Genomic DNA, 23,234 nt, shown 5'->3' on the forward strand with positions numbered 1-23,234 from the left:
CGTCGGAGCGGGAGCCGGAGTCGGAGTCGGCGACCGATCACACGGCGATCAGACCTCGGACCGCGACACTATCAGTTCGACGACAGCCGCCACGGCTGCTCCGACCAGCGCCGCCGCGGTCCCGTGTGCGAGGCCGCCGGCATGGGCCAGCAGCTCACCCGCCCACTCCGCCAGCAGCCACGCCAGAGCGCCCGCCGCCAGCCCGGCGACGACCGCGACGACGGCCACTCCCGCGGCGCGCCTGACACCGACGCCCTTCACGACCGACCGAGCGGCGAGGGCGGGCAGGGCGGCGACGAATCCGATGACCGTGCCGACGATCGCCCCGCGTGACCCCATGTCGATGACGATCACAATGAGGAAGAAGCTCATGTTCGTGTCGTGGCGCTGCTCATAGAGGCTCGGCAGGATCGGGCCGAGCTCCACCAATCCGTAGAGGAGCATGCCGACGAGCCCGCCCGAGATCAGACCGCCGAGCAGATACCAGCCGACGGCCGAGCGGCGCGCGCGGACCGGAACGGACGCGCCCACCCCGAGTGTCATGTCCCGATCATCCCGACACCGGGTGCATCGCTCAAGACCTCGAACAGGGGATGCCATGAAGCGACCCGCTCGCATTCTCCGCCACCCGTTTGATAACGTTACCAAACGAGCGAGAGGATGCGCATGACGAAGTACACACCCGAGGGGATCGTGCCGGGCCTCTACGACAAGCAGCCGGTCATCGATCTGCCCGCGGGTCATCGCGCCCACGTCGGGTCGGAGGCGTGGCGGCAGCTGGCCACGCGCCTCCTCGACTCCCCCGGTCGCGCGCGGACACTCGCGATCGACACGTACCCCGGCTCCGACCTCGACGGCCTGCGCCGTGAGCTCGAGCGAGCCCTGCCCGACGCCCTGTTCATCGACGTCGAGGAGGCGGCCGCGAAGTCGCCCGCCGCGATCGACGAGCTCATCGCGGCCAATCTCACCGACGATCGGGTGTTCGGTGTGCTGGGGCATCAGACCCTGCCGGAGTTCTACGAGTCCGAAGCGTTGGAGGCGGTGGCCGGCACGCTCCGCGACGAGACACGTCCGGTGGTCGTCTACGGCTGGGGCGCGACGCTCGTGCCCGTCGAGTTCGACGTCGTCGTGCTGGCCGATCTGGCCCGGTGGGAGATCCAGCGCCGACAGCGCGCGGGTGCCCCCAACTGGCGCGCCGACAACGGTGACGACGACCAGCTGCGCAAGATCAAGCGCGGCTTCTTCGTGGAGTGGCGCGTGGCGGACCGTCACAAGCGCCTCCTCTTCGATCGCCTCGACTACGTGCTCGACGCGAACGGCTCGATGGCCGAGGCCAAGCTCGTCGACGCCGCGACCTTCCTCGCCGGGCTCGAGATCGCGAGTCGCCGGCCGTTCCGGCTCGTGCCGTTCTTCGACCCCGGGGTGTGGGGCGGCCAGTGGATGAAGGAGGTGTTCGAGCTCGGCGACGAGCAGAACTACGCGTGGTGCTTCGACTGCGTCCCCGAGGAGAACAGCCTGCTGCTGCGGGTCGACGGTGAGATCGTCGAGCTGCCCGCGCTCGACCTCGTGTTCCGGCACCCGCGCGAGCTGCTCGGCGAGAAGACGTTCGCGCGCTTCGGCGCCGAGTTCCCGATCCGTTTCGATTTCCTGGACACGATGGCCGGCGGCAACCTGTCGTTGCAGGTGCATCCGCTGACGGATTACATCCAGAACACGTTCGGCATGCACTACACGCAGGACGAGAGCTACTACCTGCTCGACGCGACCGACGACGCCGTCGTCTACCTCGGCATCCGCGACGACGTCGAGCCGGCGGCTATGGTCGAGGCCCTCGCCACGGCCGAGACCGGGGCCGCCCCTTTCGAGGCCGAGCAGTTCGTCAACGCGTTCCCGGCCCGGAAGCACGATCACTTCTCGATCCCGGCCGGCACGGTGCACTGCTCCGGAGCCGACTCGATGGTGCTCGAGATCTCGGCGACCCCCTACATCTTCACGTTCAAGATGTGGGACTGGGGTCGCGTCGGACTCGACGGCGTCCCCCGCCCGATCCACCTCGAGCATGCGGCCGCCAACATCCAGTGGAACCGCGACACCGCCTGGGTCGCCGATCACCTCGTCGGGCAGATCACGGAGACGGCGCGCGGCGACGGCTGGGTCGAGGAGCGCACCGGCCTGCACGAGCTCGAGTTCATCGAGGTGCGGCGGCACTGGTTCGAGGGCACGGCGCCGCACGACACCCGCGGCACGGTCAACGTGCTCAACCTCGTCGAGGGAGCGGAAGCGATCGTCGAGAGCCCCACCGCAGCGTTCGACCCTTTCGTCGTGCACTACGCCGAGACGTTCGTGGTGCCGGCTGCGGTCGGTGCCTACACGATCCGCCCGTGGGGGCGAGGTGTCGGTCAGAGGCTCGGGACGGTGAAGGCGTACGTGCGCGGGACGCTGACGGGGCCGGACGCGGGCTGACGCGGCTGGGGTCGGGGTCGCTGCGGCGCGGTCGCGGGCGCGGGCGCGGTCCCGGGCGCGGGCGCGGGCTCGGGCAGGGAACTCGTCTTCCCGCACAACCTCCTACGGTTCAAACCGCAGAAGCCAACCCGTCGCCGCACTCCCACACCGCGCCTCCTACGGTTCAAACCGCAGAAGCCAATCCAGCACCGCACTCCCACACCGCGCCTCCTACGGTTTGAACCACAGGAGCTTTTTTGAGAAAGGGTGGTCCGCTCGAGACGGGGCCAGGCCTCAGACCCTCGCTTGGCGGCGAGAACCTCGCTAGGACGCGAGGGTTTCGCCGGGACGCGAGGGTCCGGACGGCGAGCGAGCGAGCGAGCCGCAACCGAGCCGAGGAGGCGCGGGTCCCGCCCGCGCGCGGCTCGCGACCGACGTCAGTCGCGTTCGTCCCTCCACCAGCACTCGGCCGCCCCGAGCAGCGGAGCATCCTCACGCAACGGTGACGGCAGGACGACGACACGCGAGGCCAGCGCGGGATCGACCCGGCCTAGACCGGCAACGAGCGGCTCCGCGATCACGTCCCACGAGCGCGAGATCGCGCCTCCGACGACGAGGTGCGACGCCTCGAATCGATCGAGCCAAGGCGCCAGCGCGGCACCGAGGGCCGACACGGCACCCTCGACCGCGGATAAGGCGACCACGTCGCCGGCCCGCGCGGCGCGGCAGATCGCCTCGACACTCGTCGCGCCAGCCGACCCCGCGCCCGCCGCCAGCGACCCCGCAGCCGCGACGCCCGCACCCGTCCCAGCCCCGCTCGAGACCTCATACCGAGCCACGATCGCCGCGCTCGACATCGTCTCCTCCAACGGTCGACCGTCGATCGTCAGCGTGTGCACGTTGCCGTCGGTCGGCACGGTCGGTCCGTCCGACACCGCGCGTCCGTGGTCGAGGAAGGCCGATCCGACGCCGGTCCCGAGCGTGATCACGACGGCTCGATCCGGCCGGCCGAGGCCTCCGAACGCCCAATCGCCGACGCCGTACGCGACGGCGTCGTTCTCGAAGTGCACACCACCCGCCGCCGGATCGAGGGCCGCACCGAGCGCGGACCCGAGCTCCGCGCCGAGGTCGATCCCGGCCAGCGACCCGAACTTGCCGACACCCTCGAACGAGCCCGTGCCCGCCGCATAGTCGAACGGGCCGGGGAGGGCGACGACCCAGGACAGCTCCGAGACACCCGAGCGGCGAGCGAGCTCGCGGGCGGGGGCGGCCAGTGCGGCCAAGAGTTCCGCGCGGCCGGCGCCGGGATCGAGGGTGCCGTCGACTCTGTCCTGGACCCGCGCCTCCTCGGGTCCTGCATCGGAGCCGGCCCCTTCGACGCCGGCTCCGTCGACGCGGCCCGAGGCGACCGGGCCTCCGTCGACGCGGCCCGAGGCGACCGGGCCTCCGGCGACGAGGGCCGCCGTGACATGCCCGCCGCCCACGTCCATCACGCCGACGAGGCGACGAGCGCGCCGCGCCATCGCCCCGGCGTCGGCGTCCGCCCCCGCGTCGACGCCGGCCCGAGGAGGCACGCTCACGCGACCGCCCCGAGCGCCCCCGGCTTCCAGCCGAGCACCGCGAAGATCTGCACCATCGCGGCCTGGTCGAGGGTGGCCGCGGGGCGGGTCGGGTCGTAGTCGCCACCTCCGGAGGGCTGGAAGTGGAACAGCCCCGTCGCGGGATCGCGGTTCGAGCGCCAGGTCACCGTCGCGTAGCCCTCGACGGCCTCGCGATAGGCCGGGTCGTGACTGATCGAGTCGAGCAAGAGCAGGTCCTTGAAATAGAACGAGTTGAAGATGGCCGGCTGCTGCTGCAGTCGTCCCTCGGCCGTCCAGTACGCGAGCGAGCCGGCCGCGGATGCCTTCGCCGCGGTGAGATAGGCCGGGTCGCCGGTCGCCCTATAGAGGATGGCCGCCGTGCCGATCATGGCACCCGAGTTGTAGGTCCAGAGCGTGGGGTCGACCGTGCCGTCGTCGTGCCGGCTGTTCTGGTACAGGCCCTCGCCCGCCTTGAGGCAGGTCTCGTTCCAGTCGTAGAGGCGCGTGCTCCAGCTGAGGTAGGCCGGCTCGCGGGTCTCCTCGTAGAGGTGTGCGGCGAGCTGGGCGGCGAGTCCGGTGATGTTGGCGCCGCGGGTCGTGTTTCCGGGGGTGTCGATCCAGTCGAGACCGCCGGGGCAGGCGAGGGTCGGATCGGTGTTCCAGCCGCGGACGGCGATGTCGAACGCGGCCCGGGCCTGGTCGAGCGCGGCGGCGTCGTGGGTCGCCTGGTACTGGCTCACGAACGAGAGACCGACGACCGTGTTGTCGTCGTAGTAGACGTCCCCGCCCGAGCCCAGCGGCGCCGGCAGGTACGACTCGTAGCCCGCACGCCCGCCGGGCTTCACGGCGTAGTAGTGCTCGAACCCGGCGACCCGCGCGGCGGCCGAGTTCGCGAAGGCGGGGCCCACACCGGGCAGCCCCTGGAGGTCGAGCGACGCCTGCGCCGCCTCGCGATACTCCCAGAGGTACGAGTATGGGTTCGGCGACTGCGGATCGGTGTTCTCCCGGTAGAGGCCGTGGCCGGGGGCACCGAGGTAGAGGTGGTCCTGCAGCGCGTCGTAGCTCGCGATCGCGCGCGACGACCAGGGCGAGGCGGCAGCGGAGCCGGTCGTCTCAGCCGCCGTGCCGGACGGCGCTGCGGACGCCCCGGACACGGGGACGACGATAGCCGCGAGCACGGCCAAGGAGGCGGTGGCTGCGGTCACGGAGCGGGATCGGGTCATGGACGTCATCGGCTTCATTGCAGATCCTTGTCGTCGCCGGAAAAGGTTTGGTAACGATACCAAGTACGGCCGATCATCGCTAGGAGGCCGATTCTCGTGCCGTTTCGGCACGACCGTTTGTCACGTGAGCCCGCGCCTCGGCAGACTCGGCCCATGACCTCTGCCGAATCGTTCGTGGGCCGCCCCTATTGGGAGGACCGCTACGCCGGCCCCGATCTCGTCTGGAGCGGCAACCCCAATCCCGTCCTCGTCGACGAGACGGTCTCGCTCACACCGGGTCGCGCACTCGACATCGGCAGCGGCGAGGGAGGCGACGCGCTCTGGCTCGCCCGTCAGGGCTGGCAGGTCACCGGAGTCGACATCGCCCAGAACGCGCTCGACAAGGCACGCGGACGCATCGAGTCGATCGATGCCGAGGCGGCGAGCCGCATCACCTGGGAGCAGCACGACATCACCGAGTGGACTCCCGAACCGAGCAGCGTCGACCTCGTCTCGTCGCAGTTCATGCACCTGCCGGAGCCGGCGCGCACCGCGCTCTTCCGTGCATTGGCAGCCGCGCTCCGCCCCGGCGGAACCCTGCTGATCGTCGCGCACGACCTGTCCGGAGTCGACACGACCGTGTTCCCCGACCGCCCGCAGGGGCTCGACTACGGCGTGGACGACGTGCTCGCGTCGCTCGACGGCACGGGGCTCGAGATCGTGACGGCCGAGGTGCGTCCGCGTCCCGCCGCGGCACACACGGCACCCGCCGACGAGCACGGACACGGGGATGCGCACGGTGATGCGGCCGCGCCGCCGCATCACCTGGCCGACATCGTCGTCAGGGCGACCCGTCCGGAGGCGCGGGTCGGCTGAGCGCGCCCCGCGCCTCCCGCAGTCCCCGGCTCCCGGCTCCCCGCTCCCGCACCTCCCCCGGCTCCTCGCCCCGCGCCTCCGGCCGTCGTGTCGCGTTCGCGACATCCTGTCGCGCACGAACGCCACACGACGCCGCGAACGCGACACGACAGCGCGCCGCGGCAGCCGCCGCCTACGCCGGCGCCACCAGCTCCGCCAGGGTCGGTGGATTCGCGCCCGCCCGCGACACGGCCACGCGCGCGCTGCGCAGCGCGGTGTCGGCGAGCGCCGCGAGCTCCTCGCCCGATATCGCCCCCTCGCGGACCGCCTCGTCGAGCCCCGCCGACACGATCCCGTACAGCAGGCCCGACATGAACGCGTCCCCGGCGCCGATGGTGTCGACGACGTCGACGGGCAGTGCCGCCCGGGTCAGCCGATCCGTTCGCGACGCGATCAGGCAGCCCTCGCCGCCACGGGTCATCGCGACGACGGAGGCTCCCGCGCCGAGGTAGTGGTCCAGCACGGCGTCGTGCGGGAGGCCCGGGTGCAGCCACGCCGCGTCCTCGTCGCTGAGCTTGAGCACGTGCACGAGCCCGGCGAGACGATCGATCCGCGCCGACACGACGTCGCGATCGGGAGCGATCTGCGGCCGCACGTTCGGGTCGAGGCTGAGCAGCGCCCCCGCGGGAGCCGCCGCGAACGCCCGCGCCACCGCATCGGCGCCGGGATCGAGCACGCTGGCGATCGATCCGGTGTGGGCGACGCGCGCTCCCTCGGGGATCTCCACCGCCTCCGGAGCCCACTCGATCTCGAACTCGTACTCGGCATGCCGGTCGGCCTGGATCGTCGCGATCGCCTTCGACGTCGCCGCCTCGCCGAACGAGCCGGCGGCGATGTCGACTCCGGCGGACTCGAGATGCGCCTCGAGCAGGCGGCCCGCATCGTCGCGGCCGAGGTGCGTCCGGAGGCACGTGGCCAGCCCCAGTCGCGCCAGCCCGTACGCCACGTTCATCGGGCTGCCCCCGGCGTGCTCCCGGCGCGCGTCGCCGTCGATCACCACGTCGACGAGCGCTTCTCCGACGACGTACATCAAGTCGGGTGAGGTCATGGTGCGGGCTCCTGTCTGCCTCGACCATTGAACACCGCGGCTGCGGCCCGTCGCGAGCGCGCGGTGCGGCGTCTGTCGCGTCGTGTCGCGCGGTGTCGTCTCGCGCGGTGTCGTGTCGCGCGGTGTCGTCTCGCGCAGGGTCGTGTCGCGTCTGCGACATCGTGTCGTGAACGGACAGCACACGATGCCGCGAACGCGACACGACGGCGCTCCGACCCGGCCCGCGCCTCCAGGGCGCTGCGCAAAGATGGACCGTGCCCGCACTCATCGTGACCGCCCACCCCGACCCCGAGTCCCTGACGCAGCACATCGCGCGACGCCTCGCCGACGCGCTCGTCGCGGAGGACGTCGACGTCGAGACCGCCGACCTCGCCGCCGAAGGCTTCGACCCGCGCTTCACCCTCGCCGACCGGCACACGTACCAGGTGGGCGGCGACTTCACCTCGGACGTATCGCGCGAGCAGGCCCGCCTGGACCGTGCCACAGACGTCGTGCTCGTCTTCCCGGTCTACTGGTGGTCGATGCCCGCCCTGCTCAAGGGCTGGATCGACCGCGTCTTCGTCAACGGCTGGGCGTTCGACGTCGCACCGGACGCGGGCATCGTCCGCAAGCTCGGGCGGCTCACCGTGCACCTCCTGCCCGTCGCCGGAGACGACATCGGGGTCTACGAGCGCCACGGATACGAGCAGGCTCTGCGCACCCAGATCGAGCACGGCGTCGTCGACTTCTGCGGCGCCCGGCGCGGGGTGACCGCGTTCGTGCACGACTCCGAGCGAGAAGACGCCGCCGCCCGCGACCGCCTCGTCGCCGAGACCGTCGAACTCGTGCGGGCGGCGATCGCGCCGCGAGACTGAGTCGGCCGCCGCCTTCGGCGGTGTCGTGTCGCGTTCGTGGCATCGTGTCGCGCACGGACGGCACAGGACGCCGCAAACGCACCACGACAGCACGCGGCAGAACCCCCAAGAGAGCGAGTGACGGGAATCGAACCCGCGCTACCAGCTTGGGAAGCTGGAGTTCTACCATTGAACTACACTCGCGCGACCGCCTCGGCGACGGACGATCCCACTATACCGGGGCTCGACACGGGCCGGCCCCGCGGAGGCGCGGGTCGCCTAGGAGGCGCTCGTCACCACCCCGACGATGCGCACGTCGACGGACGCGGGCGGCAACGCCTCGAGGTCGAGGCGCGCGAGAAGCTGCTGGGCGACGTCCCGTGCGACGCGCGGCCCCGCGGCGCCGTCGGTGACGGCGAGGTCGAGCGTCACCCGCGTCTCGAGCTCGGCGACGGCGATGCCGACGACGGGCACCGGTCGGCCTGGCTTGAGCGCACCCCGGATCAGCGCGCCGAGCCCCGGTCGCGCCTGGACCCGGACCACACCGGGCACGGCCGCGGCGAGCGCGCCGAGCTCGTCGGCCAGGGCCACGAGGGCGACATCGGCGGCGTCGCCGCCGACGGCGTCGAGTTCGATCTCGGGAGTCATGCGGCACCGCCTCGTTCGGCCTCGAGCAGATGGATGTCGCCGACGAGCACGTCGACGCGTTCGACCACGAGTTCGGTCTGGGTTAGGAGGTGCCGCGACACGGCACGCCGCACATCGTCGGCCAGCTCGGCTGCGGCCGCACCGAACAGCACGCTGATCTGCACCTCGACACTCACCGGGGCATCCGGCAGCGCGAGATCGCCGTCCAGCGAGCACGACAGCACGAGCACGCCGGGCACGCGATCGCCGGCCTCGCGGATGAGTCCGCGCACGGCGCCCTCGGTGATGTGCAGGGTCGTCCGCAGGTCGGCCGACGACAAGGGGATGTCACGGCCCGAGCGCGACTCGAGGCGCACGCGGCTCATCACATTCGAGATCCAGGTCGCGTCGGCGACGCCGACGTCGCTCGCATCGTTCGCCATCATCTGACCGGACAACCGACGGAGACGTGCCAGCGCCTCCAACTGGGCGAGGTTCTCGGCGGACTCCTCGATCTCGGGGTCGTAGGGTTCGCGACCCGAGTCGAGGTAGTCGGACAACCTCTCGGTCGTCACTCCGTCGACGTCGGCATCGCGGTCGGTGGAATGCTCGTCGGTCATCGCCACGCCTCCATCTCACGGGTCAGTGCCTCTCGAGCGCGCGCCAGTTGGCCGCGCACCGTGGTCACCGTCGCCCCGGTGTGGGTCGCGATGTCTCCATACGATTCTCCCCCGACCTCGCGCATGAGCCACACCTGTCGTTGACGTTCGGGCAGCCGATCGAGGGCGGCACGCAGCGCTCCCATCGCGTCCTTCGACTCCACGAGCCGGTCGGGATCGTTCGACGCCGACTCCTGCGGCAGTTCGAGATCGTCGACGTCGTCGGAGGGCCGGCGCGCCCGGATGAGGTCGTATCCCTTGCGCGACACGATGCGCATCATCCAGCCTCGGACGGCGTCGGGCGTCTGCAACCGCGGCAACTCGCGCCAGATCGTCACCGAGGCCTCTTGCACCGCGTCCGACGCATCGGCCCGCGACCCCGTCAAGCGCGTCGCGTATGCCGTCATGAGCGGCAGGTGACGCCTGAGCAGGATCTCGAACGCGACCTCGTCGCCGTCGGCGGCGCGGGTCGCGAGGGCCCCATCGGAGGCACGGGTGAGGTCGACCGACACCGCGCCTCCTGACCCTCGGAAAAAACTTCGACGAATTTCGTGACACATCCGCTCCGGGCTGCGTCCTATCCATGAATACACCGCCGCATCCCGCGGTGGCGGGCCTGTCCACAGGCCCGGAAGTCATCAACATCTTGCGGAGGACTCATCATGGCCAACACCACCTCGGACAACAGCACCCCCACTCCCGCCACCAGCCGCGTGGACAAGGTCGTCGCCCCCTCGAGCAGCCTCAGCACCTCGACCACGGCCGGCGTCGCGAGCGGCAAGACCGTCATCGCCGACGGCGTCATCTCGAAGGTGGCCGGTATCGCGGCCCGCGAGGTCCCCGGCGTCTTCGCCCTCGGCGGCGGAGCAGCCCGAGCCTTCGGTGCGCTGCGCGACGTGATCGGCAGCACGGACCTCGGCCAGGGCGTCCGCGTCGAGGTCGGCGAGACCCAGGTGGCCGCCGACGTCACGATCGTCGTCGAGTACCCGCAGCCGATGCACGAGGTCGCCGAGCAGGTGCGCGCCTCGGTCGCCCGTGCCATCACGCAGCTCGTCGGCATGGAGGTCGCCGAGGTCAACGTCGCCATCAACGACGTCCACATCCCCGGTGAGGACGACGACGAGCAGGCCGGCACCGAGAGCCGCGTGTCGTGAGCGCCACCGTCACCGGCATCGCCATCGGCGCGGCACTCGCCTTCGCCGCTCTCGCCTACGGCTTCTGGGGCTTCATCCTCGTCGCCCTCTTCGTGGCCATCGGTGCCCTCGTCGGACGGATCGTGTCGGGCAAGACCGACGTGAGCGGCCTCGTCGACGCGCTTCGCGGACGTCGATCGAGCTCATGAGCACCGCCGCCCTGAACGGGACGGCCCCCCGCGGAGCAGTCAGCCGCGTCGGCCGTCCCCGTGCCCTGGACGCCCGGGGTCCCCTCCCCGACCCGTCGACGATCTCGGGTCACGTGAGCATGGCCGGGCGCGTCCTCCAGCGTGTGGGCACGGCCGTCGTCGCCGAGACCCTGAAGGTCGATCGATCCGACGTCCATGTCACCGCCGACGACGATGCGGGGCATCTCGCGTTCCGGGTCACGACGCCCGTCCGCATCCCCGTGCTCGGCGATGCGATGAGCATGCCCGAGGGCGGCGTCGTCGCCGTCGTCCGTTCCCTGCAGGACACCGTCTCGCAGAGGGTCCGGGAGATCACGGGACGCACCGTCTCTCGTGTCGACGTCACGATCAGCGGCAGCAGCATCCAACGCACCGGGAGGGTCTCATGACCAGCACCGCCCCTCGGGTCGAGACCGACGGCCACGACACCCGCCTCTCCGGCGGCGCTCGTCCGTCGGGCATCGATCCCGCCCTCTACAAGCGGCTCGTCCGTCGTGAGTCGCACGCCTCCCGTTCGGGCACGGCCATCGTGCTCGCCGTGCTGCTGGCCGTCGTCGTGGCCTGGGTCGGAACGGAATCGGTCATCGCCGCACTCGGCCGTCCGGCTCTGCTCGCCTCGCCGATGGACGTCCTCGCGACGCTCCGCAGCGCCGCCGACGGTCAGAGCGGGCTCGTCATCGGAGCCGGCGTCCTCGCCGTCGTGATCGGCATCGTGCTGGTCATCATCGCGCTCGCCCCCGGCCGTCGGGGTCGGCACGAGATCGTCGACTCCCGAGTCGCCGCGATCGTCGACGACGTGGTCATCGCGTCGTCCGTGGCCCGTGCGGCACGCACCGCCGGTCGACTCGCACCCAGCCAGGTGCGCGCCTGGGTCTCGCGACGCCGCGTGGGGATCGACCTGACCCCCGCCTCCGGGGTCTCGATCGACGACGAGTCGGTCGTCTCCGCCGCACGGGACGAGCTCGACGCCACCGCCTACCGCCCGGCCCTCCAGCCGACGGCCAAGATCGTCTCGAAGGGACGGATCAGCGCATGACCTCCAGCAACAGGTTCTTGAACCGGCTCTTCGTGCTGGTCGTCGGCGTCATCAGCCTCGCGGTCGGCGCCACCCTCATCGTGTTCGCGCTGCCCGCCGCCGGATTCGCCCGCGACTGGCTCGACTCGGCCCGCTCAGCCGTGGCGGACACCCTGAAGTCGACCCCGCTCGACCCGACCGGTGGATCAGGAGGCAGTTGGTTGCCCCTCGCTCTCGCCGCCCTGTGCCTCGTGCTGCTGGTCCTGTTCGTCTGGGCGATGTTCGCCCACGGTCACGGCCGCACCGATCGTGTGCTCGTGGCCGACGAGCCCGCCGGCTCCATCGCGATCTCCGCCAAGTTCGCCGACAACGCGATCACCGATGCGCTCGAGTCGCGGCGCGATGTCGCCTCGGTGTCCGTGTCGGCGTGGACCGTCCGCCGCGAACCCGCGCTCAAGGTGCGCGTCCGCGTGACGGCCGGTTCTGCGCCCGGCCCCGTCGTGAGTGCCGCCTCGGACGTGGTGCGCGGCCTCGACCGCGTGCTCGGCCAGACCGTACCCGTGCTGGTCGAGGTCGTCGGCGCCCCGGCGCAGACGCGGACGGCGTCGTCGCGCGTCGCCTGATCCTCACGCCCCTCCTGCGGTTCGAACCGTAGGAGGCGCGGGTTGCGTGACCGACACCGGCACCAGCACCGGCACCGGCACCGGCACCGAAACGAACGCGAAAAGCCTCCTACGGTTCGAACCGTAGGAGGCTTTTCGAAAACGCACCGCTCCCAGCGAGCAGCCCCGAGCACGCCACCCCGGGGGGGCGCCGCCCCAGGGGGCACGCCGCCCGAGGCCACGCCACCGCAGGGGGTACGCCGCCCGAGGCCACGGCGCCCATGGCCACGCCACCCCTAGCGCACCGCGAGCAGGATCTTTCCGAGATGCTTCGACGACTCCATCCGCTTGTGCGCGGCACCGGCGTTCTCGATCGCGTAGACGCTGTCGAGGATCGGCCGCACGGCACCCGATTCGATCAGCGGCCACACGTTCTCCCGGACACTGGCCATGATCTCGCGCCGCTCCTCCAGCGGGCGGGCGCGCAGCGTCGTCCCCCAGATGCGGCCGCGCTTGCCCATGAGTGCGCCGATGTCGATCGTCGCCTCCGAGCCGCCCATCGAGGCGATGACCATGATCCGGCCGCCCACGGCGAGCGCCTCGACGTCCCGGGCCAGGTAGTCGCCCGCGACCAGGTCGAGCACGACGTCCACGCCGCGTCCGTCGGTCTCGGTCTTGATGACGTCGACGAAGTCCTCCGAGCGGTAGTCGATACCGCGGGCGGCGCCGAGCTCCTCGCAGAACGCGACCTTCTCGGGCGAGCCCGCGGTCGCGTAGACGGTCGAACCGAGGGCCGCCGCCAGCTGGATCGCGATCGACCCCACCCCGCTCGACCCGCCGTGCACGAGCAGCGTCTCGCCCGGCTTCAGCCCGGCCGACATGAAGACGTTCGACCAGACCGTCGCGACGGCCTCGGGCAGACCGGCAGCCAACACGAGGTCAACACCCTGCGGCATCGGCAACACGAGGCCGGCGTCGACGGCGACCCGGTCGGCATACCCGCCACCGGGCAGCAACGCCACGACGTAGTCGCCGACGGAGGCGCCGGTCACGTGCTCACCGGTCGACACGATGGTGCCGCTCACTTCGAGCCCCGGCCAGGTCGGAGCTCCCGGAGGCGACGGGTAGTGCCCCTGGCGCTGATTGACGTCGGCCCGGTTGACTCCGGCGGCGGCGACGTCGATCACGACCTCGTTCGGGCCGGGAACGGGCTCGGGGAGTTCGGAGACGACGAGCGCCTCGGGTCCGCCGGGGGTGGGAACGGTGATGGCACGCATTGGCCCAGTCTGCCTCCTGGCCGCGGTCTCGGGTTCGGGAGCCGCGCCTCCTCGGCTCGCACACGCCGTGTCGTGTCGTCTCTGCGGCGTCGTGTCGCGTCCGTGCGCGACACGATGCCGCGAACGCGACACGACACACGAGGAGGCGCGGGTCGGCTTCCAACTAGGCTGGCCGCGTGCTGCTCTCGGACCACGACATCAAGCTCGAGCTCGACGCCCAGCGGATCGGTCTCGATCCCTATGACCCGGGTCTGATCCAGCCGTCGAGCATCGACGTGCGGCTCGACCGCTTCTTCCGGTTGTTCGACAACCACAAGTACCCGTTCATCGACCCGGCCGAGGATCAGCCCGAGCTGACGCGTCTCGTCGAGACGAAGCCCGACGAGGCGTTCATCCTGCACCCGGGCGAGTTCGTGCTCGGCAGCACGTTCGAGCTGGTCAGTTTGCCCGACGACGTCGCCGCCCGACTCGAGGGCAAGAGTTCGCTCGGCCGCCTCGGCCTGCTCACGCACTCGACCGCCGGGTTCATCGACCCCGGCTTCAGCGGCCACGTGACACTCGAGCTGTCGAACGTCGCGACCCTGCCGATCAAGCTCTGGCCGGGCATGAAGATCGGTCAGCTCTGCTTCTTCCGGCTGAGCTCGCCCGCCGATCGCCCCTACGGGTCGAGCGAGTACGGCTCGCGGTACCAGGGGCAGCGTGGGCCGACGGCGTCGCGGTCGTTCCAGAACTTCCACCGGGCCGACGTCTCGCGCTGACGCACACCGCGTCCGACCGGGCGCCGCACACCGCGCCGCGCACCGCGCACCGCACCTGACTGAGAGTGACGCGGGAGGAGACCCGACTCTCCCCCCGCGTCGGCAACTCGCGTCCCTGAACCCTTGAGAGCGACGCGAGGCATCATCAGTTTGCGACGAAAATCCGCGGAGAGGAACAGTCTGTTCCGTCAGGTGGACACAGAACGTAGCGCAGGTACGCATGGCGAACGCATTCCCGATCACGATCACCCGACCGACGGAGCTACCCGTCCCTCCCCTTGACAATCAGGAATCGAGGGTGTGGCGGGGCGAGTGGCCGTACTCCTCGACGTAGGCGGCGGTGAATCGACCGGCGTGCACGAACCCCCAGCTCATCGCGATGCCGGCCACGGTGTGCCCGCGGGACGGGTCGGCGACGAGGAGGTCTTCGTGGGCGCCGCGCAGTCGAGCCAGCCGCAGCGCCGCCATCGGTGTCGTGTCGAGGTGGCGCCGGAACGCGAACTGCAGCCCGCGCGGCGTGAGTCGCGCCGCGAGGGCGATCTCCCCGAGACCGATGTCGTCGTGGGCGTGCTCGTCGATGTAGTCGAGGGCACGCCGCACGGTCGCGGGCAGCGACCGTCCGTCCGAACCCGTGGTGTCGTCGTCGAGCCGCTCGGCCCGCTCCGAACGCTCGGGCCGCTCGGCGTTGCTCGCGAACGCCTCCACCAGGGTCGACACCAGGAGCCGGAAGGTCGCGCCCCGGATCAGCTCGCTCGCCATCGCCTCCTCGTTGCCGATGATGTCGCGGTGGACGTGCTCGGCCACGGCACTCCACAGTCGTGCCAGATCGGGCGTGCGCGCGGTCGACAACGTGAAGTGCAGGCCCTCGGGGGGTGTCTCGACCCCACGCGAGACGAGCTCGCGTTCGACGGCCGTGCGGTCGAGGAGCGTCTGCACCACCTCGATGCCGACCGCCCTCGTCGTCAGGTTCTGGTCGGTCGGCAGCACCACGTGCTGCCCCGGACGCACCACGACCGATACATCCCCCGACGACAGGGCGAGCGTGCCGGCGTTGAGCCGGGTCACGCAGAAGAACGGCAGCGGCCCGCTGAGCACGTTCATCTCGTCCGAGTATCGGAGACGCGAGAGGGAGAAACGCTCGTCGCCGTTGACGTGACGGCTGAAGTGGAACGGCTCCGCGCCTCCTCGGGTCATCGTGATCACGCGATAACCGCGTCGGATGATCTCGTGCGCGAGCTCGGCGTCCGTCGTGTCGATCCCGCGCACGCGGGGATCGAGCGCCGGCTCGGACGTCACGGTCACCTCGCAGTCGACGTCGCCAGGCCGTCGCGGTCAAGTCCGGAGATGTCGATCGACGCTGGTCCGCCGATCCCTGAACGATAATCACTTATTCGAGCGCGCGCTGGCTCGTTTTCGAGGCGACAGGGAGGGAGGACGGGACCCGGACGGCGTAGCGTCCAGAAATGGACTACAGAACTCTAGGAAACAGCGGTGCCGTCGTGTCGGAGCTGACACTGGGCACCATGACCTTCGGCGCCGAGGCCGACGAGAGCACGTCGCACGAGATCTTGGACGCCTTCGTCGAGGGCGGAGGCACGTTCATCGACACCGCCGACGTCTACAGCGCCGGAGTCTCGGAGTCGATCATCGGCCGCTGGCTCGCCGCCCACCCGACCGAGCGCGATCAGGTCGTGATCGCGACGAAGGGCCGGTTCCCGATGGGCGACGGCCCGAACGACGTCGGCCTGTCGCGTCGTCATCTTGCGCGGGCGCTCGATGCGTCGCTGACCCGGCTCGGCGTCGAGAACGTCGACCTCTACCAGATGCACGCCTGGGACGCCCTGACGCCCCTCGACGAGACCCTGCGCTTCCTCGACGACGCCGTGACGGCCGGCAAGATCTCGCATTACGGCTTCTCGAACTACCTCGGCTGGCAGCTGGCGAAGGCGGTCGGCCGCGCGGAGGCGCTCGGCTTCACGCCGCCCGTCACGCTGCAGCCGCAGTACAGCCTGCTCGTGCGCGACATCGAGCACGAGATCGTGCCCGCGGCGCTCGACGCGAAGATCGGGCTGCTGCCGTGGTCGCCGCTGGCCGGCGGGTGGCTGAGCGGCAAATACGTGCGCGACGAGGCCCCGACGGGCGCGACCCGCCTGGGCGAGAACCCGACGCGGGGCATGGAAGCCTGGGAGGCGCGGAACGCCAACCCGACGACCTGGGCCGTCCTCGACGTGGTGCAGCAGGTCGCGTCGGCGCACGACGCGTCGGCGTCGCAGGTCGCGCTCGCGTGGCTGCTGCGCCGCCCCGCGGTCACCTCGGTGATCCTCGGCGCGCGGACCGTGTCGCAGCTGCAGGACAACCTCGGCGCCTCGTCGCTCGCGGCGAGACTCACCGACGACGAGGTGGCGCGGCTCACCGACGCGAGCGCTCCCCGCATCGACGACTACCCGTACGGGGTCGCGGGCGTGGCACAGCGTGACCGCAAGATCGGCGGCGGTCGCTAGCCGCGCCTCCTCGGGTTTCGACCCGTGAGGCCCTCTCCCAACGATGTGTCGCTTCCGGTCGATGTTCACGCCCGACATGCACCCGACGCGACACATCGTTGCGGACGGGCGCCGAGCCGAGGAGGCGCGGGTCGCGTCAGCGACGGAGCGTCGCGGTCGCCCCGACCCGGCCGTGCACCACACGCACGATCACGGTGACCACGAGCACCACGACGGCGGCGACGAGGGCCGCGACACCGGCCGTCGGGTCGTGCGGCTCGTCGGCGAGACGGCCCACGGCGATCCAGGCGAGTCCCCACGAGAGGGAGAGCGCCGGCGCCAGGCGGCCTCGACCGGCGAGCGCCACGACGACGCCGACGAGCGCGGCGACCGCCAGGACCGTCACGGACCACACCTCGCTCGGGATGCCGAGGCCGTCGAAGCCGGACGACACGAGTGCCGCCGCGATGTTGGCGACCGTCGCGACCGAGACCCAGCCGAGGTAGAGGCCGAGCGTCCCGTCGGTGACGATCGCGTCGACCCAGCCGGCCGACGGTGTGCGGAACAGCGTGACGAAGATGCGCGCGAGCACGAGCAGCAGGACCACGATGACACCGGCGGCGAGCCACACGTTGCCGAGCTGGACCGCGGTCAACAGCCACAGAGCGTTGAGCAGCAACGACGCCGCGACCCAGTAGCCGAGACGGCGGTGCCGGTCCCGGGCGCGCTGCGACGGGAGCGCCTGGTAGACGGCGTAGGCGATCAGGCCGAGGTAGATGACGCTCCAGATGGAGAACGCGGTGGTCGCCGGGGCGACCGTGGTGGCCGTCGCGCTCAGGGCTCCCCCGGCGGCATCGGAGACGGAGACGCCGCCGAACGCGCCCGATCCGAACGCCGCGAGCACGATCGCCAGGACGGCGGTCACCACGACGACGATCTGCCGCGTGACGTCGGCACCGGTGGCGGGGCTCGAGGGGTGAGAGGAGGTGCTGTCGGCGATGCGGGCGTTCATCGCTCCGACCGTAGTCGCGAGGCCTGCGCGCGTCCCGGGCGCGCCTCCTCGGCTCTGGCCCGGCCGGCCGGCTGGCATGGCGCGGGCGCGGGGGCGGGCCGGACGGGCTGCCGTCGTGTCGCGTTCGCGACATCGTGTCGTGCACGAACGGCACACGACGACGCGAACGCCACACGACGCGACGCCGAGCAGCCGCAGCAGCCGCCGCAGCCGCAGCGGCTACCGGGTCGCGGGCCGCCACCGGCGCAGCAGCTGCGCGTTCAGCGCGACGATCACCGTCGAGAGGGACATGAGCACGGCTCCGGCGGCCGGCGACAGCACGAACCCGACCCCGGCCAGCACGCCCGCGGCGAGCGGCACGCTCAGCACGTTGTAGCCGGCACCCCAGACGAGGTTCTGGATCATCTTGCGATACCCGGCCTGCGACAGCGAGATGACGCTGAGCACGGCCCGCGGGTCGTTCGACGCGAGGATCACGCCGGCCGACTCGACCGCGACATCCGTGCCGGCGCCGATCGCGATGCCGACGTCGGCTCGGGCGAGTGCCGGGGCGTCGTTCACGCCGTCGCCGACCATGGCGACCCGGCGACCACGGCTCTGCAGATCGCTGACGGTCGCGTCCTTGTCGTCGGGCCGGACCTCGGCGAACACCTCGTCGATGCCGAGCTCGCGTCCGACGGCGTTGGCCACCTGCTGCGCGTCGCCGGTGATCATCGCGACCCTCACGCCCCGGTCGTGCAGCATCTGCACGGCCTCGCGCGACTCGGGTCGCACCTCGTCGCGCAGGGCGAACGCGGCGGCGACGACGCCGTCACGCACGAGATACAGGATGGAGGCGCCATCGCCCCGCCAGGGCCGGGTCGCCTCATCGAGGTCGTCGGGCACCGAGAGCCCGCGGTCGCGGAGCAGTCCGGGCCCGCCGACCGAGACCGCGACCCCGTCGACCGTCGCGCTGACGCCCGACCCCGTGTGCGTGCTGAAGTCGGTCACGTCGAGGCGACGGCGGTCGCTGTCGCTGCCGCTGTCGGCGTCGCTGCCGGCGTCGCTGCCGGCGTCGGCGTCGCCGCCCGCCGCGGCCCGGACGAGCGCGCGGGCGAGCGGGTGCTCGCTGTCGCGCTCGACGGCGGCGGCCAGCGCGAGCGCGTCCCGGTCGGACAACGCGCTCCCGGCGCCAGCGGACGACACCGAGGACGAGGAGGCGCAGCGCACGTCGGTCACGGCGGGCTGCCCCTTGGTCAGTGTTCCGGTCTTGTCGAACAGGACGGTGTCGACGGTGCGCATGCGCTCGAGGGCGAGCCGGTTCTTGACCAGGATGCCCGCGGCGGCGGCCCGCTCGGTCGAGATCGCGATCACGAGCGGGATCGCGAGACCCAGCGCGTGCGGGCAGGCGATGACGAGCACCGTGACGGTGCGGGTGATCGCCTGGTCGACGTCGCCGAGCAGGAGCCACACGACGAACGTGATGACACCCGCGCCCGCGGCGAAGTAGAACAGCAGCGCGGCCGCGCGGTCGGCGAGCGCCTGAGCCCGCGACGACGAACTCTGCGCCTCGGCCACGAGTCGCTGGATGCCGGCGAGCGCCGTGTCGCCGCCGACCGCATCGACCCGGAGGCGCAGCGAACCGTCGGTCGCGACCGTCCCGGCCACGACGCGGTCGCCGACTCGACGGGTCACCGTGCTCGACTCCCCCGTGATCATCGACTCGTCCACGGCGGCCTCGCCGGTCACGATGACGCCGTCGGCCGGGACACGCGACCCCGAGCGGACGAGCACGACGTCGCCGACCTGCAGGTCGGCGATCGAGACGGATTCCGTGTCGGCGCCGTCGTGGTCGTCATGTCCGTCGACCACGCGGTCGGCGGTCTCGGGCAGCAGTGCGGCGAGCGCGTCGAGGGCTCCCGAGGCGGCACCGAGGGCCCGCATCTCGATCCAGTGCCCGAGCAGCATGATGACGATGAGGAGCGCGAGCTCCCACCAGAAGTCGAGGTCGAGCCCGAACAGGCCGAGCGACGTGATCCAGCTCGCGACGAACGCGACCGTGATCGCCATGCCGATCAGCAGCATCATGCCCGGCTGCCGCGTCCGCAGCTCGGAGATGCCGCCGGTCAGGAACGGCCAGCCGCCGTAGAAGAACAGGAACGTGCCGAGGATGGGCGACACCAGGGCGCTCCCCGGGAAGGACGGCGCGTCGTAGCCGAGCAGCCCGGCGAACATCGGGCTGAACACGACGACGGGGATCGACACGACGAGACTGACCCAGAACTTCGACCGGAACTGCGCGACGTGATCGCCGTGGCCGCCGTGGCCGCCATGCCCGGCGTGCCCGCCGTGCGCGTCGTGTCCGGCATGCGCATCGTGGCCCGCGTGAGCATCGTGGCCCGCGTGAGCATCGTGGCCCGCGTGAGCGTCGTGGCCGGCGTGCGCGTCGTAGCCGGCGTGCGCGTGATGCCCCGCGTGCGCATCGGTGTCGTGGTCGTGCGTCGTGTCCATACCCCCGTTGTATACCCCCTAGGGGTATCGCGTCTACCGCCCGGGAGGTCCGATCGTCAGCAGCACCGCGAAGACCGCGGCCACGCCGACGACACCGAGCACGATCGCGAGCACCAGGTGCGACAGCACCCAGCGCAGCAGCCGGTCGGCCGGTCGCGTGTCGCGGGGGTCGTCCCCGATCGTGCGGCGCCAGGGCCCCGACAGGCGCCCTGTCCGGTCGATCCAGCGCTCGACGGGCACCGAGGCATACGGCACGACGGCGCTGGCGAGAGCCGCGAACGACACCCCCGCATGCCAGCGCTGGTTGACGGCCACCACGACGACGATCACGACGTAGGCGATGAACACGAAGCCGTGGATCGATCCGCCCACCCGCACGCCCCACTCGCCGGCCTCGAACGCGTACTTCTGCAGCATCCCCGCGATCAGCAGGGTCCACGTGATGACTTCGGCGATGGCGAACGAACGGAAGAGGGCGCGAGGCGTCATGCCTCCATGTTCTCGGGCGTCGCCTGGGCGAAAGCCCCCGCCTCAGCCGCCGAACCGCTCCAACCGCACCCGTGTCGGGTCGTGACCCGCCTCGACCAGCCAGACGCCGACCGCTTCGACGAAAGCGGTCGGACCGCAGACGTAGACGACGGGGTGCCCCTCGGCCGGCAACGCGAGCTCGGCGAGCAGCTGCGCGTCGAGTCGCCCGGCCGTGCGATCGTGCCCGACCGGCGCGCGGCGCGTGTAGACCTCCGTGATCTCGACCGCGCCCGAGCGGGCAGCGGCGTCGAGCTCGTCGGCGAACCAGCGCGACTCCGGAGTCCGCAGTGAATACAGCAACCGGAACCGGGAAGCCGAGGAGGCACGGGTCGCCACCCGAGACCGGATCATCGCCATGAGGGGCGCGACTCCAGACCCTCCCGCGATCAGCTGCACGTCGGCGTCGACGGCCGCGGGCGCGCCGGCCGGATCGGGCAGCACGGCATGCACGGCCGACCCCGGCTCCACCGGCCTCGGCGGCCAGACGAACCAGCCGCCGATCGGCCCGCGCACCTCGAGCGCGTCACCGACCTCGGCAGCCTCCACGAGATAGGGCGAGACCTCGCCGTCGGGCAGCTCCTCGACCGTGATCTCGACTTCTGTCGCGACATCGACCCCTGTCTGGGCATCGACCTCTGTCTGGGCAGTGACCGCGACCGCCGCGCCGCTCGTCGCACCGCGCACGTCCGACAGCGAGTACGACCGCACCGCCTGGTAGCCGTCGTCGGCCGTCAATCGCACGTCGACGTGCTGACCCGCGATCGCCCGACCGAGACCGGGCACCGACAGCCGCAGCGAGCGCGCCGTCGACGTCTGCGGCGTCGCGCCGACGATCGTCGCCGCGCGCCACACGGAGGCGCTCATGCGTAGCGCTCCTCCCGCCACGGGTCGCCGTGGTTGTGGTAGCCCATGCTCTCCCAGAAGCCGCGCCGGTCGGTCGCCATGGTCTGCAGCCCTTGCACCCACTTCGCGCTCTTCCAGAAGTAGAGCCCCGGCACGAACAGCCGCGCCGGCCCGCCGTGGTCGGCGCTGAGCGGCTTGCCGTCGTACTCGTGCGCCACCCACGCCTTGCCGCCGAGCACCTCGCTCATCGGGATGTTCGTCGTGTACCCGCCGTAGCTCGTCGCCATCAGATACGGCTGCGACGTCTCGATGCCCTCGAAGAGCGTGTCGAGTGAGACGCCGCGCCACTGGGTGCCGAGCTTCGTCCAGCTCGTGACGCAGTGGATGTCGGTCTCGATCGACTCCTGTGGCAGGGCCAGGAACTCGTCCCACGAGAACGACCGCTGGCCCGCGTCGGTGCCGACCTGCAGCTCCCACCGTTTGATGTTGGGCGTCGGCCCGGCCGAGAGCACCGGGAACCCGCTCTCGAGGTACTGCCCGGGAGGCAGTCGCGGGTCGGCCGCGCGCCGCCTGCCGAAACCGGTGAATCCCACCATCGCCGTGCCTCCTCGTGTCGCATCGGAAAGTCGCTTCAGCCTACGCACGGCCCCCGACATCGAGCGGATCGAGGCTGAATTCGGGCTGGGAGTCGGGTGACACCGGGATGGGTGATGGTCGTACGGTAGATGGAGAGCAATTCGAAAGGACTCCCCATGGCTGAGTACACCCTTCCCGACCTCCCCTACGACTACAGCGCCCTCGCCCCGCACATCAGCGCGACGATCATGGAGCTGCACCACTCCAAGCACCACAACACCTACGTCACCGGCGCCAACACCGCCAACGCCGCACTCGCCGAGGCCCGCGACAAGGGCGACCTCGCGAACGTCAACAAGCTCGAGAAGGACCTCGCCTTCAACCTCGGCGGCCACGTCAACCACTCGATCTTCTGGACCAACCTCACCCCCGAGACCGGCGAGCCCACCGGCGACCTGCTCGAGGCCATCGGCCGCGACTTCGGCGACCTCGAGAAGTTCAAGGCCCACTTCACCGCCACCGCCCTCGGCGTGCAGGGCTCGGGTTGGTCCGTCCTGGCCTACGACGTCATCGGGCAGCGCCTGAGCGTCTTCCAGCTCTTCGACCAGCAGGGCAACGTGCCCTTCGGCCTCGTCCCGCTGCTCATGCTCGACGTCTGGGAGCACGCCTACTACCTCGACTACCAGAACGTCCGTGCCGACTACGTCAAGGCCTTCTGGAACATCGTCAACTGGGACAACGTCGCCCAGCGCTACGCCGCCGCCACCACCAAGACCCAGGGGCTACTGACCTTCTAGGTCGCGCCTCCGGCCTCGGCCGCACTCGAGACCCTCGCGTCCCGGTCAGACCCTCTCGTTCGAGCGAGGGTCCCACCGGGAGGCGAGGGTCTCGTCGCGTCCGGATCGGCGCGCGCCGCGGTGCGACGACTCCCCCACAGGAGGCGCGGCGTCAGCCGACAGGTTGAAA

At 71.2% G+C, this 23,234-nt stretch carries 25 protein-coding genes and 1 tRNA gene; 11 read left to right on the forward strand and 15 right to left on the reverse strand.

Annotated features, from left to right (window positions below; all coding sequences use genetic code 11):
* Positions 1–48 precede the first annotated feature (48 nt).
* Positions 49–543: a hypothetical protein gene (locus ACPEEZ_RS14890; protein WP_423920773.1), complete on the reverse strand. Its 495-nt coding sequence runs from the start codon at positions 541–543 to the stop codon at positions 49–51.
* A 123-nt stretch (positions 544–666) separates the two neighbouring features.
* Between ACPEEZ_RS14890 and ACPEEZ_RS14895 the strand changes: the two genes are divergently transcribed.
* Positions 667–2,463: a class I mannose-6-phosphate isomerase gene (locus tag ACPEEZ_RS14895; RefSeq protein WP_423920775.1), complete on the forward strand. Its 1,797-nt coding sequence runs from the start codon at positions 667–669 to the stop codon at positions 2,461–2,463.
* 416 nt (positions 2,464–2,879) lie between these two features.
* Here the strand turns inward: ACPEEZ_RS14895 and ACPEEZ_RS14900 are convergent, their stop codons facing one another.
* Both ACPEEZ_RS14900 and ACPEEZ_RS14905 read right to left on the reverse strand, forming a co-directional pair.
* Positions 2,880–4,022, reverse strand: a complete 1,143-nt coding sequence (locus ACPEEZ_RS14900; protein WP_423920778.1) for an ROK family protein — start codon at positions 4,020–4,022, stop codon at positions 2,880–2,882.
* A complete protein-coding gene (locus tag ACPEEZ_RS14905; protein ID WP_423920780.1) occupies positions 4,019–5,263 on the reverse strand; it encodes a glycoside hydrolase family 76 protein in 1,245 nt (414 codons plus the stop codon). Before ACPEEZ_RS14905 ends, ACPEEZ_RS14900 begins: the two co-directional genes overlap by 4 nt.
* Positions 5,264–5,398: 135 nt before the next feature.
* On the opposite strand from ACPEEZ_RS14905, the gene ACPEEZ_RS14910 reads away from it, so the two are divergent.
* A complete protein-coding gene (locus tag ACPEEZ_RS14910) occupies positions 5,399–6,100 on the forward strand; it encodes a class I SAM-dependent methyltransferase (protein ID WP_423920783.1) in 702 nt (233 codons plus the stop codon).
* A gap of 172 nt (positions 6,101–6,272) precedes the next feature.
* Here the strand turns inward: ACPEEZ_RS14910 and ACPEEZ_RS14915 are convergent, their stop codons facing one another.
* Positions 6,273–7,187: a PfkB family carbohydrate kinase gene (locus tag ACPEEZ_RS14915; RefSeq protein ID WP_423920786.1), complete on the reverse strand. Its 915-nt coding sequence runs from the start codon at positions 7,185–7,187 to the stop codon at positions 6,273–6,275.
* Between the two features lie 254 nt (positions 7,188–7,441).
* Between ACPEEZ_RS14915 and ACPEEZ_RS14920 the strand changes: the two genes are divergently transcribed.
* Positions 7,442–8,041 carry an NAD(P)H-dependent oxidoreductase gene (locus ACPEEZ_RS14920; RefSeq protein ID WP_423920789.1) on the forward strand — a complete coding sequence of 200 codons (600 nt, stop codon included), beginning with the start codon at positions 7,442–7,444 and terminating at the stop codon, positions 8,039–8,041.
* A 112-nt stretch (positions 8,042–8,153) separates the two neighbouring features.
* Here the strand turns inward: ACPEEZ_RS14920 and ACPEEZ_RS14925 are convergent.
* The 4 genes from ACPEEZ_RS14925 to ACPEEZ_RS14940 form a co-directional block, all read right to left on the reverse strand.
* Positions 8,154–8,224, reverse strand: a tRNA-Gly gene (locus ACPEEZ_RS14925).
* Between the two features lie 75 nt (positions 8,225–8,299).
* The gene (locus tag ACPEEZ_RS14930; RefSeq protein WP_423920792.1) at positions 8,300–8,668 is read right to left on the reverse strand and encodes a hypothetical protein; all 369 of its coding nucleotides are present in this window, start codon (positions 8,666–8,668) and stop codon (positions 8,300–8,302) included.
* On the reverse strand, positions 8,665–9,267 hold the full coding sequence (locus tag ACPEEZ_RS14935) for a hypothetical protein (RefSeq protein ID WP_423920795.1): 603 nt from the start codon (positions 9,265–9,267) through the stop codon (positions 8,665–8,667). The genes ACPEEZ_RS14930 and ACPEEZ_RS14935 overlap by 4 nt, the downstream gene beginning before the upstream one ends.
* Positions 9,264–9,818, reverse strand: coding sequence for an RNA polymerase sigma factor (locus ACPEEZ_RS14940; RefSeq protein ID WP_423920799.1), 555 nt, complete (start codon positions 9,816–9,818; stop codon positions 9,264–9,266). Before ACPEEZ_RS14940 ends, ACPEEZ_RS14935 begins: the two co-directional genes overlap by 4 nt.
* Before the next feature lie 150 nt (positions 9,819–9,968).
* Between ACPEEZ_RS14940 and ACPEEZ_RS14945 the strand changes: the two genes are divergently transcribed.
* The 5 genes from ACPEEZ_RS14945 to ACPEEZ_RS14965 are packed head-to-tail and all read left to right on the forward strand — an operon-like array spanning position 9,969 to position 12,325.
* Positions 9,969–10,460 (forward strand): Asp23/Gls24 family envelope stress response protein, encoded by a 492-nt coding sequence (locus tag ACPEEZ_RS14945; RefSeq protein WP_423920802.1) that lies wholly within the window; start codon positions 9,969–9,971, stop codon positions 10,458–10,460.
* Positions 10,457–10,648, forward strand: a complete 192-nt coding sequence (locus tag ACPEEZ_RS14950; protein WP_423920805.1) for a DUF2273 domain-containing protein — start codon at positions 10,457–10,459, stop codon at positions 10,646–10,648. Before ACPEEZ_RS14945 ends, ACPEEZ_RS14950 begins: the two co-directional genes overlap by 4 nt.
* The gene (locus ACPEEZ_RS14955; protein ID WP_423920808.1) at positions 10,645–11,076 is read left to right on the forward strand and encodes a hypothetical protein; all 432 of its coding nucleotides are present in this window, start codon (positions 10,645–10,647) and stop codon (positions 11,074–11,076) included. The genes ACPEEZ_RS14950 and ACPEEZ_RS14955 overlap by 4 nt, the downstream gene beginning before the upstream one ends.
* Positions 11,073–11,723 (forward strand): hypothetical protein, encoded by a 651-nt coding sequence (locus tag ACPEEZ_RS14960; RefSeq protein WP_423920811.1) that lies wholly within the window; start codon positions 11,073–11,075, stop codon positions 11,721–11,723. The genes ACPEEZ_RS14955 and ACPEEZ_RS14960 overlap by 4 nt, the downstream gene beginning before the upstream one ends.
* Positions 11,720–12,325, forward strand: a complete 606-nt coding sequence (locus ACPEEZ_RS14965) for a hypothetical protein (protein ID WP_423920813.1) — start codon at positions 11,720–11,722, stop codon at positions 12,323–12,325. Before ACPEEZ_RS14960 ends, ACPEEZ_RS14965 begins: the two co-directional genes overlap by 4 nt.
* 275 nt (positions 12,326–12,600) lie before the next feature.
* Here the strand turns inward: ACPEEZ_RS14965 and ACPEEZ_RS14970 are convergent, their stop codons facing one another.
* Positions 12,601–13,581, reverse strand: a complete 981-nt coding sequence (locus tag ACPEEZ_RS14970; protein WP_423920816.1) for an NAD(P)H-quinone oxidoreductase — start codon at positions 13,579–13,581, stop codon at positions 12,601–12,603.
* 176 nt (positions 13,582–13,757) lie between these two features.
* Here ACPEEZ_RS14970 and dcd point away from each other — a divergent pair, with 176 nt between their 5' ends.
* Positions 13,758–14,339 carry a dCTP deaminase gene (gene dcd, locus ACPEEZ_RS14975; RefSeq protein WP_423920818.1) on the forward strand — a complete coding sequence of 194 codons (582 nt, stop codon included), beginning with the start codon at positions 13,758–13,760 and terminating at the stop codon, positions 14,337–14,339.
* A 285-nt stretch (positions 14,340–14,624) separates the two neighbouring features.
* On the opposite strand, the gene ACPEEZ_RS14980 is transcribed toward dcd, so the two are convergent.
* Positions 14,625–15,635 (reverse strand): AraC family transcriptional regulator, encoded by a 1,011-nt coding sequence (locus ACPEEZ_RS14980; RefSeq protein WP_423920821.1) that lies wholly within the window; start codon positions 15,633–15,635, stop codon positions 14,625–14,627.
* A gap of 167 nt (positions 15,636–15,802) precedes the next feature.
* Here ACPEEZ_RS14980 and ACPEEZ_RS14985 point away from each other — a divergent pair, with 167 nt between their 5' ends.
* Entirely contained in the window at positions 15,803–16,840 is a 1,038-nt protein-coding gene (locus tag ACPEEZ_RS14985) for an aldo/keto reductase (protein ID WP_423920824.1), read from the forward strand.
* A gap of 136 nt (positions 16,841–16,976) precedes the next feature.
* On the opposite strand, the gene ACPEEZ_RS14990 is transcribed toward ACPEEZ_RS14985, so the two are convergent.
* The 5 genes from ACPEEZ_RS14990 to ACPEEZ_RS15010 all read right to left on the reverse strand — a co-directional run bounded on the left by ACPEEZ_RS14990 (position 16,977) and on the right by ACPEEZ_RS15010 (position 22,288).
* Positions 16,977–17,831: a tryptophan-rich sensory protein gene (locus tag ACPEEZ_RS14990; RefSeq protein WP_423920827.1), complete on the reverse strand. Its 855-nt coding sequence runs from the start codon at positions 17,829–17,831 to the stop codon at positions 16,977–16,979.
* A gap of 219 nt (positions 17,832–18,050) precedes the next feature.
* Positions 18,051–20,321 (reverse strand): heavy metal translocating P-type ATPase, encoded by a 2,271-nt coding sequence (locus ACPEEZ_RS14995; protein WP_423920830.1) that lies wholly within the window; start codon positions 20,319–20,321, stop codon positions 18,051–18,053.
* Positions 20,322–20,354: 33 nt separating this feature from the next.
* Entirely contained in the window at positions 20,355–20,810 is a 456-nt protein-coding gene (locus ACPEEZ_RS15000; RefSeq protein ID WP_423920833.1) for a DUF3817 domain-containing protein, read from the reverse strand.
* Positions 20,811–20,852: 42 nt separating this feature from the next.
* Positions 20,853–21,713, reverse strand: a complete 861-nt coding sequence (locus ACPEEZ_RS15005) for an FAD-binding oxidoreductase (protein WP_423920835.1) — start codon at positions 21,711–21,713, stop codon at positions 20,853–20,855.
* On the reverse strand, positions 21,710–22,288 hold the full coding sequence (locus tag ACPEEZ_RS15010; RefSeq protein ID WP_423920838.1) for a molybdopterin-dependent oxidoreductase: 579 nt from the start codon (positions 22,286–22,288) through the stop codon (positions 21,710–21,712). The genes ACPEEZ_RS15005 and ACPEEZ_RS15010 overlap by 4 nt, the downstream gene beginning before the upstream one ends.
* Positions 22,289–22,444: 156 nt before the next feature.
* Here ACPEEZ_RS15010 and ACPEEZ_RS15015 point away from each other — a divergent pair, with 156 nt between their 5' ends.
* A complete protein-coding gene (locus ACPEEZ_RS15015) occupies positions 22,445–23,065 on the forward strand; it encodes a superoxide dismutase (RefSeq protein WP_423920840.1) in 621 nt (206 codons plus the stop codon).
* Positions 23,066–23,234: the final 169 nt, after the last annotated feature.

The organism is Frigoribacterium sp. 2-23 (genome assembly GCF_049601585.1).
GTDB lineage: Bacteria > Actinomycetota > Actinomycetes > Actinomycetales > Microbacteriaceae > Frigoribacterium.